Annotated in this window: 9 protein-coding genes; 6 read left to right on the plus strand and 3 right to left on the minus strand. The window is 69.5% G+C overall.

Features of this window, described 5'->3' with window-relative positions:
* The first annotated feature begins 588 nt into the window (after positions 1-588).
* Together ACHBTE_RS06555 and ptsP are read left to right on the plus strand one after the other, a co-directional pair.
* The gene (locus tag ACHBTE_RS06555; RefSeq protein WP_394722490.1) at positions 589-1,038 is read left to right on the plus strand and encodes a PTS glucose transporter subunit IIA; all 450 of its coding nucleotides are present in this window, start codon (positions 589-591) and stop codon (positions 1,036-1,038) included.
* Positions 1,039-1,120: 82 nt separating this feature from the next.
* Positions 1,121-2,791 carry a phosphoenolpyruvate--protein phosphotransferase gene (gene ptsP, locus ACHBTE_RS06560; RefSeq protein WP_394722491.1) on the plus strand — a complete coding sequence of 557 codons (1,671 nt, stop codon included), beginning with the start codon at positions 1,121-1,123 and terminating at the stop codon, positions 2,789-2,791.
* Between the two features lie 70 nt (positions 2,792-2,861).
* Here ptsP and ACHBTE_RS06565 read toward each other — a convergent pair whose 3' ends face one another.
* Together ACHBTE_RS06565 and ACHBTE_RS06570 are read right to left on the minus strand one after the other, a co-directional pair.
* Positions 2,862-3,755: a hypothetical protein gene (locus ACHBTE_RS06565; RefSeq protein ID WP_394722492.1), complete on the minus strand. Its 894-nt coding sequence runs from the start codon at positions 3,753-3,755 to the stop codon at positions 2,862-2,864.
* 121 nt (positions 3,756-3,876) lie between these two features.
* A complete protein-coding gene (locus ACHBTE_RS06570) occupies positions 3,877-5,844 on the minus strand; it encodes an acetoacetate--CoA ligase (protein WP_394722493.1) in 1,968 nt (655 codons plus the stop codon).
* Between the two features lie 211 nt (positions 5,845-6,055).
* On the opposite strand from ACHBTE_RS06570, the gene ACHBTE_RS06575 reads away from it, so the two are divergent.
* Positions 6,056-8,434 carry a TIM-barrel domain-containing protein gene (locus ACHBTE_RS06575; protein WP_394722494.1) on the plus strand — a complete coding sequence of 793 codons (2,379 nt, stop codon included), beginning with the start codon at positions 6,056-6,058 and terminating at the stop codon, positions 8,432-8,434.
* Here the strand turns inward: ACHBTE_RS06575 and ACHBTE_RS06580 are convergent.
* Positions 8,425-8,961: an NUDIX domain-containing protein gene (locus tag ACHBTE_RS06580; RefSeq protein WP_394722495.1), complete on the minus strand. Its 537-nt coding sequence runs from the start codon at positions 8,959-8,961 to the stop codon at positions 8,425-8,427. The genes ACHBTE_RS06575 and ACHBTE_RS06580 overlap by 10 nt on opposite strands.
* A gap of 191 nt (positions 8,962-9,152) precedes the next feature.
* Between ACHBTE_RS06580 and ACHBTE_RS06585 the strand changes: the two genes are divergently transcribed.
* The 3 genes from ACHBTE_RS06585 (at position 9,153) to glpK (ending at position 13,651) form a co-directional block, all read left to right on the plus strand.
* Positions 9,153-10,805 (plus strand): EAL domain-containing protein, encoded by a 1,653-nt coding sequence (locus tag ACHBTE_RS06585; protein ID WP_394722496.1) that lies wholly within the window; start codon positions 9,153-9,155, stop codon positions 10,803-10,805.
* A 506-nt stretch (positions 10,806-11,311) separates the two neighbouring features.
* Entirely contained in the window at positions 11,312-12,109 is a 798-nt protein-coding gene (locus ACHBTE_RS06590) for an MIP/aquaporin family protein (protein WP_394722497.1), read from the plus strand.
* 21 nt (positions 12,110-12,130) lie between these two features.
* Complete coding sequence (glpK, locus tag ACHBTE_RS06595; RefSeq protein ID WP_394722498.1) at positions 12,131-13,651, plus strand: glycerol kinase GlpK; 1,521 nt, start codon at positions 12,131-12,133, stop codon at positions 13,649-13,651.
* Positions 13,652-13,693: the final 42 nt, after the last annotated feature.

The following is a 13,693-nucleotide window of genomic DNA, read 5'->3' on the forward strand; positions in this document are numbered from 1 at the left end:
AGCGTTCGTCCTGAGCCAGGATCAAACTCTCCGTGAATGTTTACCCGTGATCGGGTGCAACACCACGAGAGCGGAACGGTCGAGCGGAATAGGCCCGACCGTTCACAGCGTCCTCGCTGTGTTTGTTTCAAAGGAACCTCGCCCCAGCAGATGCTGGAGACGGGGTATCAACATATCTGGCGTTGACTTTTGGCACGCTGTTGAGTTCTCAAGGAACGGGCGCTTCCTTTGTACTCACCCTCTCGGGCTTTCCTCCGGGCGCTTCCCTTCGGTGTTTCAAACTCTATCAGTGTTTTTCCGGCCCTCTGACCACCGTTCTGCGGGCATGCAGAAAGTGACCCAAAGATTAGGATCTGACTAGTTTGACGCTGCCCGGCGGGGACGCGCGTTCGCGTCACTCAGCCCCAAGCAGGAGTACGACTGTACACGCGGTCGCGGTGCCGGTGCAAATCGATTTGGGGTATGGTCTAGACCACTCCGGTTCGCTCACACGGAATCGGCACTTCAAGTGACATACCCTGCTGAACAGTGTGCCGTCCGGCACCGGCAGCGACGGCCATATTGATCTCCACTCCTGGGAGGCTTCCCATGACCACCGTGACGTCCCCGCTGGCAGGACGCGCCGTCGGACTGGCATCCGTGCCGGATCCTGTCTTCTCCGGGGCCATGGTCGGCCCGGGCACCGCGATCGACCCCGTGCGCGAACCCTCTGAGGCCGTGTCGCCCGTGGACGGGGTCATCGTCTCTCTCCATCCGCACGCCTTCGTGGTCGTCGACGACCAGGGACACGGCGTGCTCACTCATCTCGGTATCGACACCGTTCAGCTCAACGGCGCAGGCTTCGAGCTGCTCGTGAACAAGGGCGACACCGTGACCCGCGGCCAGGGAATCGTGCGCTGGGACCCGGCGGCCGTCGAGGCGGCCGGTAAGTCGCCGATGTGCCCGATCGTGGCGCTCGAGGCCACGGCTGAGGCCCTCTCCGAACTGCGTGACAACGGCGATGTGAAGGCCGGGGACAGTCTCTTTCTCTGGAAGTGACGAGGGCGCCGTCGCCAGACGGCAAGTAGGGACGACAACCACCGCGGCGGCGGGGCCCGCCGCACTATCGGAGACGGGTGAGATGGAGACAACGCTGCAAGGCGTCGGCGTGAGCCACGGTGTGGCGATCGGCGAGGTTCGGCACATGGGAACGGCGGTCCTGGAGCCGCCGGCCAAGCAGATTCCGGCCGAGGACGCGGAACGTGAACAGGGGCGCGCTCGCAAGGCCGTGGAGGCTGTGGCGGCCGATCTGATGGCGCGCGGCAATCTGGCGGGGGGCGAAGCTCAGGCAGTGCTCGAGGCGCAGGCCCTGATGGCCCAGGACCCTGAGCTGATTTCGGATGTGGACCGGCGTATCGCCGTGGGAAGCACGGCCGAGCGGGCTGTGTACGACGCCTTCGCCGCCTACCGTGAGCTGCTGGCCGGTGCCGGCGAGTACCTGGCCGGTCGGGTGGCCGACCTCGACGACGTGCGGAATCGTATAGTCGCCCGTTTGCTCGGGGTCCCGATGCCGGGTGTCCCGGACAGCGACGAGCCCTATGTCCTTGTCGCCCGTGATCTTGCTCCGGCCGATACGGCGCTGCTGGACCCGACTCTGGTCCTCGGCTTCGTCACCGAGGAAGGCGGGCCCACCAGCCACAGCGCGATCCTGGCGAGGGCCCTCGGGGTGCCGGCCGTGGTCGCGCTTCCTGGTGCCGGTGAACTTTCAGAGGGCACTGTCATCGCTGTCGACGGCAGCACGGGGGACATCTTCGTGAACCCGAGCGAGGCGAAGAAGGCGGAGCTCGAAGCCTCCGCCGCCGCGCGCAAGGCCGCGCTCGCGGCGTCCACCGGTCCGGGTGCGACCGCTGACGGCCACAGGGTGCCGCTGCTGGCCAATGTGGGCGGTCCCTCCGACGTCCCGGCTGCTGTCGAGGCGGGCGCCGAGGGTGTCGGCCTGTTCCGTACCGAGTTCCTCTTCCTGGACGACAGCATGAAGGCTCCATCGGAGGAGAAGCAGGTCGAGGCCTATCGGCAGGTTCTCGAGGCCTTCCCCGAGGGCCGTGTCGTGGTCCGTGTGCTCGACGCGGGCGCGGACAAACCGCTGGACTTCCTGACGCCGGCCGATGAGCCGAACCCGGCGCTGGGTGTGCGCGGTCTGCGGACGCTGCTCGACCACCCTGAGGTTCTGCGGACCCAGCTGACCGCACTCGCGAAGGCAGCCGAGGGATTGCCCGTCTATCTCGAGGTCATGGCCCCGATGGTGGCGGACCGTGCCGACGCCAGGGCGTTCGCTGACGCTTGCCGCGCGGCTGGGTTGCGGGCGAAGTTCGGGGCGATGGTGGAGATCCCGTCGGCCGCGCTGCGGGCGCGGTCGATCCTCCAGGAGGTCGAGTTCCTGTCGCTGGGGACCAACGACCTGGCGCAGTACACCTTCGCCGCGGACCGTCAGGTGGGGGCCGTCTCCCGGCTCCAGGATCCGTGGCAGCCCGCGCTGCTCGATCTGGTTGCGCTCTCCGCCGAGGCGGCGAAGGCCGAGGGCAAGAGCTGCGGCGTCTGTGGTGAGGCGGCGGCCGATCCGCTGCTGGCGTGTGTGCTGACCGGTCTGGGTGTCACCTCCTTGTCCATGGGCGCGGCGTCCATTCCTTATGTCCGGGCCACGCTGGCGAAGTACACGCTGGCCCAGTGTGAGCGTGCCGCTGCGGCGGCGCGGGCGGCGGACAGCGCCGAGGATGCGCGGCACGCCGCCCAGGCGGTGCTGTCCGGCGAGTAACCGCGCGGGACGGCAATCAGGCCCGGTCATGTGGGGCGCTCCACCTGTGGGTGGGGCGCCCCACGAGCTTTCAGTGGCGATGTCCCGGCGTTGCTTCGTCATCGCCCAGGTCCGGCGGTACGCAGTAGTCCACGCCGGATTCCGGGGAGATGAGGTCCCCGGATTCGATGTCGGTGCAGTACGCGTCGAACACTTCGCCTGCGGTGAGGGGTTCCAGGCGGTCGCCTCGCAGACGCCATCCGTAGATGCGGTCGGTTGTGGCGGGGGCGCTTGTTCGCATGACGAGGCCGCCGGGGCTCCGGGTGGCGAGGCCGAGGGCCAGGACGGTGGTGAACTCGAGAGCTTCGGCCTCATCCAGATGTGTGGCGCCCTGCTCGTCTTCGTCGGCGTGCAGCACGGAGACAAGTGGTTCCGGTGTTCCGGTGACGCTGCAGACGAGGTGTCGGTTTCCTGGGTGGGCCGTGTCCAGGATGCGGACGACGAGGTTCGAGGCGCGGGCGAAGGCGGCGCGGCCAATGTCCTCGCCGCAGGTGGGACAGGGGCCGAGTCGTGCGAGGAGTGTGGAGGCGTACTCCCAGGTGGCCTGACGGACGGCTTCGTCGACAAGGGCCGGGACGAGGTCGGCGAGTGGCCGGCCGTCGTAGGGGACAGTGGGTCCGCTGGCCGCGAGTTCGGCGGTGAAGCGTGTGCGGCTGGCCGGGATGTCGGGGTCGAGGCCGGTTGCGGCGCAGAAGTCGGCGTACTCCTGCGGGTCGAAGAGCGCGATCGTCGTATGGCTGCCCTGGGAGGCTCGTGCGCTGAGGAGGGCTTCCACCTGCTCCAGGTAGATCTTGTGGTCGTCGAAGGTGAAGCTGCGGTAGCGCCGCATGGTGCGGAAGTCGTGCTCGTCGGTCAGCAGGCCGATGGTGCCGGCGATTTCGCGGCGCAGGACGCGTCGCATCGTCTGGTGGTCGGTGTGCGTCATGGTTTCCCCCTGTGCTGTGCAGTCGATCAATGCTCACTCACAGTAATCGGGGGCACTGACAATGGGGGGCGGCCGGCCTTGCCGCTGCCGGGCTTCGGAGGGCAAGGCCGACATATCTCGGTCAGGCGCGTTTGCGGGCGAGTTCCTCGTAGAAGTGCAGGAGGTCGAGGTTGTCGATGGAGCCCGGGTTGACCGCTTTCTCGAGGGGTGTGCCTTGGAGGAGTCGTTTCACCGGGACCTCGATGCGCTTGCCGGTGAGGGTGTGGGGGACGCCGGGGACCTCGATGAACTCGTCGGGGATGTGGCGGGGCGAGAGTTGTTCGCGGATGGTCTGTTTGATGCGGTTCAGGAGGGCTTCGTCGAGCACGGCTCCGGGGACCAGGTGCACGAACAGGGGCATCCAGTAGCCGCCGTCGGGCTGTTCGATGCCGATGACGAGGGATTCCCTGATCTCGGGAAGGCGCTCCACGGCTTCGTAGATGTCGGCCGATCCCATGCGCACGCCTTGGCGGTTGAGCGTCGAGTCGGAGCGGCCGTGGATGACGACGGAGCCACGTGAGGTGACGGTGATCCAGTCGCCGTGGCGCCACACCCCGGGGTAGGTGTCGAAGTAGCTGTCGCGGTAGCGGCTGCCGTCGGGGTCGTTCCAGAAGTGGATCGGCATGGACGGCATGGGGTTCGTGACCACGAGTTCGCCCACCTCGTCGGTGAGCGGTTTGCCGCTGGGGTCCCAGGACTGGAGGTCGGTGCCCAGGCCGGGTGCCTGGAGCTCCCCGACGTATACGGGGAGCGTGGGTACGGCTCCGGCGAAGCAGGAGCACACGTCCGTGCCGCCGCTGACGGAGGCGATCCACAGGTCGTCGCGGACCTCGTCGTGCAGCCAGCGGAATCCGTCAGGTGGCAGGGGTGATCCGGTGGTGGCGACGCACCGCACCTCGGTGAGGTCGAAGTCCTGGGCGGGGCGTACGCCGGCCTTGCGGCAGGCCATCACGTACGCGGCCGAGGTGCCGTAGAGGGTGGCTTTGGTGCGTTCGGCGATGCGCCACTGGGCACCGGTGTCGGGATAGCCGGGGCTGCCGTCGTAGAGGACGATCGTGGTGCCGGTGAGGAGGCCGGAGACGAGGAAGTTCCACATCATCCAGCCCGTCGAGGTGTACCAGAAGAAGCGGTCCTCGGGGCCCAGGTCGCAGTGCAGCCCGAGTTGCTTGAGGTGCTCGACGAGGATGCCGCCCTGGGACTGGACGATGGCTTTGGGGAGGCCTGTGGTGCCGGAGGAGTAGAGCACCCAGAGGGGGTGGTCGAAGGGGACTTGCTCGAAGACGGGTTCCTGGTCGGCTGCGGTGAGGGCCGACCAGTCCAGGGCGCCTTCAGGAGCCTGGGTGCCGAGCAGCGGGATGTGGACGACGGCTCGCAGGGTGGGCAGTTCGCCGCGCAGTTCGGCCACGGTGTCGCGGCGGTCGTGTTCCTTGCCGCCGTAGCGGTAGCCGTCGACGGTGAACAGGACCACCGGTTCGACCTGCTGGAAGCGGTCGAGGACGCTGCGGGCGCCGAAGTCGGGGGCGCACGAGGTCCAGACGCCGCCGACGGCGGCCGTGGCGAGGAGGGCGACGACGGCCTGCGGGATGTTGGGGAGGTAGCCGCTGACGCGGTCCCCCGGGCGGACGCCGAGGGCGCGCAGTTCGGCGGCCAGGGAGCCGACCTGGCGGCGCAGTTCGGCCCAGGTCACGGGGTGGGGGTCATGGGTTTCGTCGACGTGGAGGAGGGCGGGTTCGTCGGCGCGGGTCGCGGCGGCGCGCAGGGCGTGCTCGGCGTAGTTCAGGGTCGCGCCGGGGAACCACTGGGCGCCGGGCATGGTGCGTTCGCCCAGCACGCGCGCGTAGGGGGTGGAGAAGCGTACGTCGAACCATTCGGTGACGGCTTTCCAGAAGGTGTCCAGTTCGTCGACCGACCAGCGGTGCAGGGCCGCGTAACCGCCCTGCGAGGGGGCACCGTGGTGTTCGGCGGCCCAGGCCTGGAACTTGGTGACTTGAGCCTGTGCGATGCGCTGCGGATCTGGCTGCCACAGCGGCTGGGGGTTCAAGATCGACATGGGGCGGCTCCCGGACTGTGCGCGTCGTGTGCGTCCTCCGCGCACGGCGGGGTGTGCGCGTGACGCGGATGACACGGACGATGCCATGTGATCGACTTCTGCACCAGGGCGCGCCCCACATAGTCCATGTCGTGAAGATGTGGTCCAGGCACGGGTGAACGGCAGTTGAACGGCACCCGCGCGTGGGGCGGGCGGTGGCAGGCTGAGCACCATGGACGGTCGTGACCTGGTGCGTTTGATAAAGGTGGTCGGTTCGGTGGGAACGGCCCAAGGGTTGCGTACCGTACGCGCGGCGTTGCGCAGAAGGCGCGCGGACGCCGAGGGGCTGCCGCCCCGGGGTGCCGAGCGCGCTCGGGTGCCCGGGCCCGTACAGGACGTGCAGCCGGGGCCGGGCGGCGGTGTCATCCGGTTCAGCCGGTCCGAGCTGAGCATCTGCGTGACCGTTCACGGTGCCGTCTTCTGGGGGTGGGACGGGGCGGCCCCCGAGCCGTCGTACGCGCTCGCGGGCCGCTGCCCGGAGCCCGATCCCCGGGCGGTGCTGGAGCCTGACAAGGATGGCGGCTGGCGGGTCGTGGCCGAACGGGTGACGGTGGTGATCTCGCGGCACGGTGCCGTGGAGGTTCAGACGCCCGGTGGCGTGACGCTGCGCCGAGACCTGCCGCCGCGCTGGTGGGAGCCCGTCGCCGGTGGACCCGCGCGGTGGATGCAGCGGTCGGAGGTGGCCGCGGACGCCCGGTTCTTCGGGCTCGGGGGGCGGGCTTCGGGGCCCCGGCTCAGGGACGGAACGTACCGGTTGTGGAACACCGATCCCGGCCGTGCGTTCGGCCCCGGTGTCGATCCGCTGTACATCACCATGCCGGTGCAGCTGGTGGTGGCCGACGCCGCCACGCACCTGGTGTTCCACGACAGCGCGTGGGACGGCACGGTGACGCTGCGGGAGGGCGAGGAGGGCGCCGGTTCCGGACATGACCGCGCGGGGACCAGCGAGCTGCGCATGGACGGCGGGCCGCTGCGTTGCTGGGTCGTGGTGGGCACCCCCGCGCGCGTGCTGCTCGTCTGGGCCTCTCTCACCGGTGCCGCCGCGCTGCCGCCCGCGTGGGCGCTGGGTCACCATCATGCGCGGTGGGGCTTCGGCAGCGAGCAGGAGGTGCGGCGGATCGTTTCGGGTTACCTGGAGCGCGATCTGCCGCTGGACGCGGTGCATCTGGACATCGACCACTACGACGAGCACCAGGTGTTCACGGTCGATCATGAGAGGTTTCCCAAGCTGCCGCAGCTCGCCGAGGACTTGCGGCGAGACGGGATCCGTCTGGTGTCGATCGTCGACCCGGCGGTCGGGGCTGCGCCGGGCAATGCCGTGTACGACAGCGGGGTGGCTGAGGACGCGTTCGTCAGGGATGCCTCCGGACGGCTTGTTAGGGGAGTGGCCTGGACCGGCGAGTCGGTCTACCCGGATTTCACGCACGCGCGCGTGCGTGACTGGTGGGGTGGCCATTACGAGGAGCGTCTGGCACAGGGGTTCTCGGGCTTCTGGCATGACATGAACGAGCCGACCGCGTTCGCCGCCTTCGGGGAGTCGACGCTGCCGCGTTCGGCGAGGCACTCCTTGGAGGGGCGTGGCGGGGACCACCGGGAGGCGCACAACGTCTACGGCCTGTGCATGGCCAGGGCGGCCTACGAGGGGGTGCGCCAGCTGCTGCCCGAGGAGCGGCCGTTCGTCTTCTCCCGCTCCGGATGGGCCGGCATGCAGCGCTACGGGGGGACGTGGTCCGGTGACGTGGCGACGGGCTGGCCCGGACTGCGGGCGTCCCTGTCACTGGTCATGGGCCTCGGGCTGTGCGGCGTTCCCTATTCGGGTCCGGACGTGGGCGGATTCGACGGGAGTCCTTCGCCGGAACTGTTTCTGCGCTGGTTCCAGCTGGCCGCGTATCTGCCGCTGTTCCGAACGCACGCAAGTCTGCCTGCGGGGCGCAGGGAGCCATGGGAGTTCGGCCCGGTGGTGCTGGAGCACGCGCGCGTGGCGCTTCTCGAGCGTCGGCGGCTGCTGCCGTATCTCGTGACGCTGGCGCATCTGGCCCGGCGTACGGGGGCGCCGTATGTGCGTCCGACCTGGTGGTCGGCGCCCGAGGACCGGGCGCTGCGCGACTGTGAGGATGCGTTTTTGCTGGGCGACTGTCTGCTGGTGGCGCCGGTGCTGGATCCGGGTGCCGACCGCCGTGCGGTGCAGCTGCCGCGAGGGCGCTGGTACGACACGGCTACGGAACGCGCATACGAAGGGCCGGGGCGGGTTCTCCTGGACGCGCCGTTGTCCCGGATTCCCGTGCTCGCGCGCGCGGGCGCCGTCTTGCCGGTCCGCGGGGACGACGGCGGGCTTGAACTGGAGGTATGGGCGCCCGCCCCGGGGCGCACCGGGGGCGGGCTGGTCGTGCCGGATGCGGGTGACGGCTGGGACGAACCGGAGATCGAGCGCTACGTCACCCGCCGACGGGGCCGGCAGGTGGTCGTCGAGCGGGAACTCGACGACGCGGTGACGGCATCGCCGTATCCCGTGCGTGTACGAGGGCTCGGCGAGCGTCGTTCTCAGACGTAGCGGCCTTCGAAGAAGGCGCGTACGGCGAGCGTGTGCAGCGGGAAGGCGAGTTCCTCCGCCTTGCGCAAGAGGTGCCAGCCTTCGGTCTCGTTCGTGGCTGCCGATGCCGGCAGCTGGCCGGCGGGCTGTTCCGGGAGCAGGCCGAACAGCAGCAGGTGCCCGTCGGGGGAGCTCATCGCGTCGGCGAGACGTACGTCGCGGCCGGCCGCGTCGATGCCGGTCTCTTCCTTGAGCTCGCGGACGACGGCCTGCCGCCAGTCCTCGCGGTGGTCGACGTAGCCGCCGGGGAGGGCGATACCTCCGCGCGCGGGGGCGACGGTGCGGGTGACGACGACCAGGGCGGTGCCCTTCGTGTCGTACACGGGCTGGAGCGCGACGGCTACCGGGAGCGGGTTGCGGTAGGCCACGGTGTTGCAGGCGGGGCAGGTGCGGGGCCAGCCGGAGACGCCCTCTCCGTAGGGCGCGCCGCAGCTCGAACAGTGGGAGTTCGCCGCGGAGTTGGGGGCGGAGGCTTGAGTTTCGGACACGCCGCGGACTGTATCCGATCGGTGGAGGGGCGTCTTCCGGGGGCCGGACATCAGTACCTCGTGAACACGTACGACCGCATCGAGGGGCGCCGCAGCGGCTGTCCGCCTACGCTGTGTGACCGACCAGGAAGCCTGCGTGAACGTCTCATGAACTGGGCTCGGGCGGGATTCGGCGCCGACATCATGCTCCCGTGAGCTCCTGGACGGATACTCTCCGCTTCGCCTTCCAACCGGTGGTCAATCTGACGACCGGCGGCGTCACGGGGCTGGAGATACTCGCCCGGCCGGAGACCGGCGACGTGCTGGCCGAGGCCCGCCGCGATCCCGAACTCGACGGCCGACTCGCGGTGTCGGCGTTCCGTTCCGCGGCTCGGAGAGAGACGTTGCTGCCTCTCTACGTCAATGTCTTCGCGGGGACCCTCGCCGACCTCGGCGGCCTCACGCCGTTGCGCGATGCCGTGCGCGCGGCGGGGCGGCTGCCGTGGGAGGTGACGATCGACATCTGCCCGCCGTACACGCATGTACCGCAGCAGGCCCTGCTGGAGGCTATCGGCTCCCTGCGGGGGCAGGGATTCCGGATCTGCGCGGACGGTGTCGGTGACGGGGATCTGCCGCTGCGGTTGCTCACCGACATGGCGCCGGGCCTGGTCAAACTCGACGCCTCGCTGCTGGCACGGCCTGCGGCGGTACGGGCCATGCGGACGCTGTGCGAGCAGTTGGAGGCGCTGCTGTGCGTCGAAGGGGTGGAGACGGAGCTTCAGTGCGCGTCCGCGCGGTCGGCCGGTGCGCAGCTCGCGCAAGGAGAGCTGTTCGCTCCCCCGGCCCGGCTGCCCGCGGCGGAGGTGTACGTTCCGTCCCGCTCGCCCGGGCCGCCGACGATGCCACGATCAGGCCCGTCGGTGCGGGACTTCGTGCGGCCGGCCGCGCTGCTGCCCGCCACCGCCTCCGCGGGCCAGGTGCGTGCGCTGCTGACGGGATCGCCGGATGTGTCAGGGGTGCTGCTGGTGGACGCGCACGGCGTTCCGGTGCGGTCGGTCCATCGTTCCCGCTTCCTGCTGTCGATGTCGGGCCGCTACGGCCACGCCCTGTACGCCGACCGGCCCGCGGCCAAGCTCGGCGATCCGCCGCGCACGGTGGGTGTCGACGCCACCGCGTGGGAGGTGCTGGACGTCGTCGCGGTCGGCGGGCGGGACCGCACCTCGGACGACGTGGCTGTCGTCGACCGGTACGGCCGGTGTGTGGGCGCCGTACGGCTCGCAGATCTCGTGCGGGCGCTCGCCGAGACCCGGGTCGAGGAGGCCGCAGGGCTCAATCCGCTGACCCGGCTGCCGGGTTCCGACGCGATCACCGGTGAGGTGGACCGGCGGATCGCGGACGGGCGGACCTTCGCGCTGAGCTGGCTGGATGTGGACCACTTCAAGCAGGTCAACGACGGGGCCGGGTTCGCGGCCGGCGATGAGCTGATCCGGTCGGTGGGACGGGCGCTGCAACATGCGGCAACGGACGGCACGCGCGTGGGGCACATCGGAGGCGACGACTTCCTGGTACTCGCCGATCCGGAGGGGCTCGGTCCGCTGGCCGCAGCCGTGCTGGACGCGCCCTGGTCGGCGGGTGGGCATGCGGTCACGCTGTCCCTGGCCACGGTGCTGTGCGAGCCCGGGAGCGTCACCGATCACCGTCAGGCGGCCTCGTGTCTGGCGCCCCTGAAGAAGGCCGCGAAGTCGCTGGACGGGGCGAGCTGGGTGCTGGGCCGTGCGGGGCTGCCCGGGCACGAGATCCTCCGCGGTTCCGAGGCGGCGCCGGGCCCGGCCGAATGCGCGGTGGCGGAGCCGGGAAGGGGGTGAGACGCTGTTCCCACCAAGGTCGCCGGGGACCGAAAGGTGCCCGCGCGACCGAAGAACAGCCTCCATGCCTTCGCCCCTGCCGGGTCCGACAGACACTGGCCTACCGTACCGGCCCCAGCAGGGACTCATGTCCGTCCCACCCCGAACGGGCCTTCCGAAAGCCCGGTCGGCGACCACCCTGCAACCCGTCGGCGCGCCATCAACCGTTGGCGTCGGCGACCTTGACGCCCCCTGGACGCCGGTGAACACTTCCCGGTGTCGGTCGACATCGCCGTACATTCTCGGCGTATCCACGCACTGCGCCGCGCGGTTCCGCCTGGAACACCGGGAGCAAGGACCGTTCCCCGCAGGCGAGTCGACTGGGACGGCACGCTCGTCACGGACGCCGGGCGGGGCGCGGGACTTTCCCTGCCTTCGGCTGACGTAGCCGGCTGAAGTAGCCATGGGAAACGCACCCTGCACGGAGGCCCCGGGTCGATCGCCCGGGCCACGGCCAAGGAGCCGCCATGACCAACGGAGACATATTCGTCGGCGAGATGATCGGTACGGCGATCCTGATTCTGTTCGGCGCCGGCGTCTGCGCCGCCGTCACTCTGAGATTCTCCAAGGCGCGAGCCTCGGGCTGGATCGTCATCGCGTTCGGCTGGGGATTCGGAGTCCTGGCAGGCGCGTACACAGCGGCGCCGCTGTCGGGCGGGCAGATCAACCCCGCGGTCACACTGGCCTTGGCCGTCGACACAGGCGTGTGGGACAAGGTCTGGATCTACCTGCTCGGACAGCTCGTGGGCGCCATGCTGGGCGCCGTCCTGGCCTACCTGATCTACTTCGCCCAGTTCCAGGCGAACGTACGGCAGACAGGCACCACGGACGGCACCGTGGACGAGCCCGTCCCGACGCTGGGCATCTTCTCCACCATTCCGGAGATCCGGAACCCGGTCGCCAACCTGATCACGGAGATCCTCGCGACCATCGCCTTGGTGCTGCCCATTCTCGCCCTCGTGGGTGACAACAAGGTCGTGGAAGGCGTCGGCATCGGCCAGGTCCCGGGCGAAGCGGCGGGGATCTACGGCTCCGGCATCTCGATCCTGCTGGTCTCCTTGCTGGTCGTCGGCATCGGCCTCTCACTCGGCGGGCCCACTGGCTACGCGATCAACCCGGCGCGTGACCTCGGTCCGCGCATCGTGCACCAGTTCCTCCCGATCCCCAACAAGGGAACGACTGACTGGGGGTACGCCTGGGTGCCGGTGGCAGGTCCGGCGGTCGGCGGAATTCTCGGGGCGCTCATCTACAACGCAGCCTTCTGACCAAGCGATCAAGGGGTAGCCATGCCGGACAACGCCGAGAAGTACGTCGCCGCAATCGACCAGGGCACCACCTCGAGCCGCTGCATCATCTTCGACCGGAACGGCGCGATCGTGGCGGTCGACCAGCGCGAACACCGCCAGATCTTCCCGAAACCGGGCTGGGTCGAGCACGACGCCACGGAGATCTGGTCCAAGGTGCAGGCGGTCGTGGCCGGCGCGGTCGCCAAGGCGGGGCTGCGCCCGGACCAGCTCAGCGCACTCGGCATCACCAACCAGCGCGAGACAACCGTCCTGTGGGACCGCGCGACGGGCAAGCCGGTGCACAACGCGATCGTCTGGCAGGACACGCGTACGGCGGCCCTGTGCAACCAACTCGGGGGCTCGGACGGGCAGGATCGTTTCCGTGAGCAGACCGGACTGCCGCTGGCCAGCTACTTCTCCGGCCCCAAGGCGGCCTGGCTGCTGGACAACGTGCCCGGTCTCAGGGACCGCGCCGAACGCGGCGAGATCGCCTTCGGCACCATCGACTCCTGGCTGATCTGGAACCTCACGGGCGGCACGGACGGCGGTCACCACGTCACCGACGTGACGAACGCCGGCCGCACCATGCTCATGAATCTGGAGACCCTCCAGTGGGACTCCTCGATCCTCTCCGCCATGAATGTGCCGGAGGCGATCCTGCCGGAGATCAAGTCCTCCGCCGAGGTGTACGGAACCGCCGTCGGACAGCTGGCCGGAGTGCCGGTCGCCTCGGCTCTGGGCGACCAGCAGGCGGCCGTGTTCGGGCAGGCCTGCTACGACGTGGGTACGGCGAAGAACACCTACGGCACGGGCAGCTTCCTGCTGCTCAACACGGGGAACCGGCCGGTGCCGTCCAAGAGCGGGCTGTTGACGACCATGGGCTACAAGATCGGCAGTGAGGCGCCGGTCTACTGCCTGGAGGGGGCGATAGCCATAACGGGCGCGCTCGTCCAATGGTTCCGCGACCAGCTCGGCATCATCCGCACTGCCGACGAGATCGAGCCACTGGCTGAGAGCGTCGAGGACAACGGCGGCGCGTACATCGTGCCGGCCTTCTCCGGTCTGTTCGCGCCCTACTGGCGTTCCGACGCGCGCGGGGTCGTCACGGGACTGACCCGGTACGTCACCAAGGCGCACCTCGCGCGTGCCGTGCTGGAGGCGACGAGCTGGCAGACGCGCGAGGTCGTGGACGCCATGTACCAGGACTCCGGGGTGCAGATCACGAGCCTGAAGGTCGACGGCGGCATGACGAAGAACAACCTCCTCATGCAGCACCAGGCCGATGTGCTCGACGTGCCGGTGATCCGGCCCAAGATCTCCGAGACGACCTGTCTGGGCGCCGCGTACGCCGCGGGACTGGCCACCGGGGTGTGGAACGACCTGGACGAACTCAAGGCGCACTGGTCGAAGGACGCCGAGTGGACGCCGTCCATGTCCGCCGACGCGCGTGACCGCGAGTACCACAACTGGCGCAAGGCGGTGGAGAAGAGCTTCGGGTGGGAGGAGGACGGCGAGAGCTGAGGCAGGCGTAGCGCCTCGCAACGCCGCACGCGCGCGTGACTT

It is taken from the genome of Streptomyces sp. M41 (assembly GCF_043673425.1).
Taxonomy (GTDB): domain Bacteria; phylum Actinomycetota; class Actinomycetes; order Streptomycetales; family Streptomycetaceae; genus Streptomyces.

Coding starts and splice junctions, on each gene's coding strand:
- ACHBTE_RS06570 (WP_394722493.1), bottom strand. CDS start 5,844: ATGTCGATCTTGAACCCCCAGCCGCTGTGGCAGCCAGATCCGCAGCGC.
- ACHBTE_RS06555 (WP_394722490.1), top strand. CDS start 589: ATGACCACCGTGACGTCCCCGCTGGCAGGACGCGCCGTCGGACTGGCA.
- ACHBTE_RS06590 (WP_394722497.1), top strand. CDS start 11,312: ATGACCAACGGAGACATATTCGTCGGCGAGATGATCGGTACGGCGATC.
- ACHBTE_RS06565 (WP_394722492.1), bottom strand. CDS start 3,755: ATGACGCACACCGACCACCAGACGATGCGACGCGTCCTGCGCCGCGAA.
- glpK (WP_394722498.1), top strand. CDS start 12,131: ATGCCGGACAACGCCGAGAAGTACGTCGCCGCAATCGACCAGGGCACC.
- ptsP (WP_394722491.1), top strand. CDS start 1,121: ATGGAGACAACGCTGCAAGGCGTCGGCGTGAGCCACGGTGTGGCGATC.
- ACHBTE_RS06575 (WP_394722494.1), top strand. CDS start 6,056: ATGGACGGTCGTGACCTGGTGCGTTTGATAAAGGTGGTCGGTTCGGTG.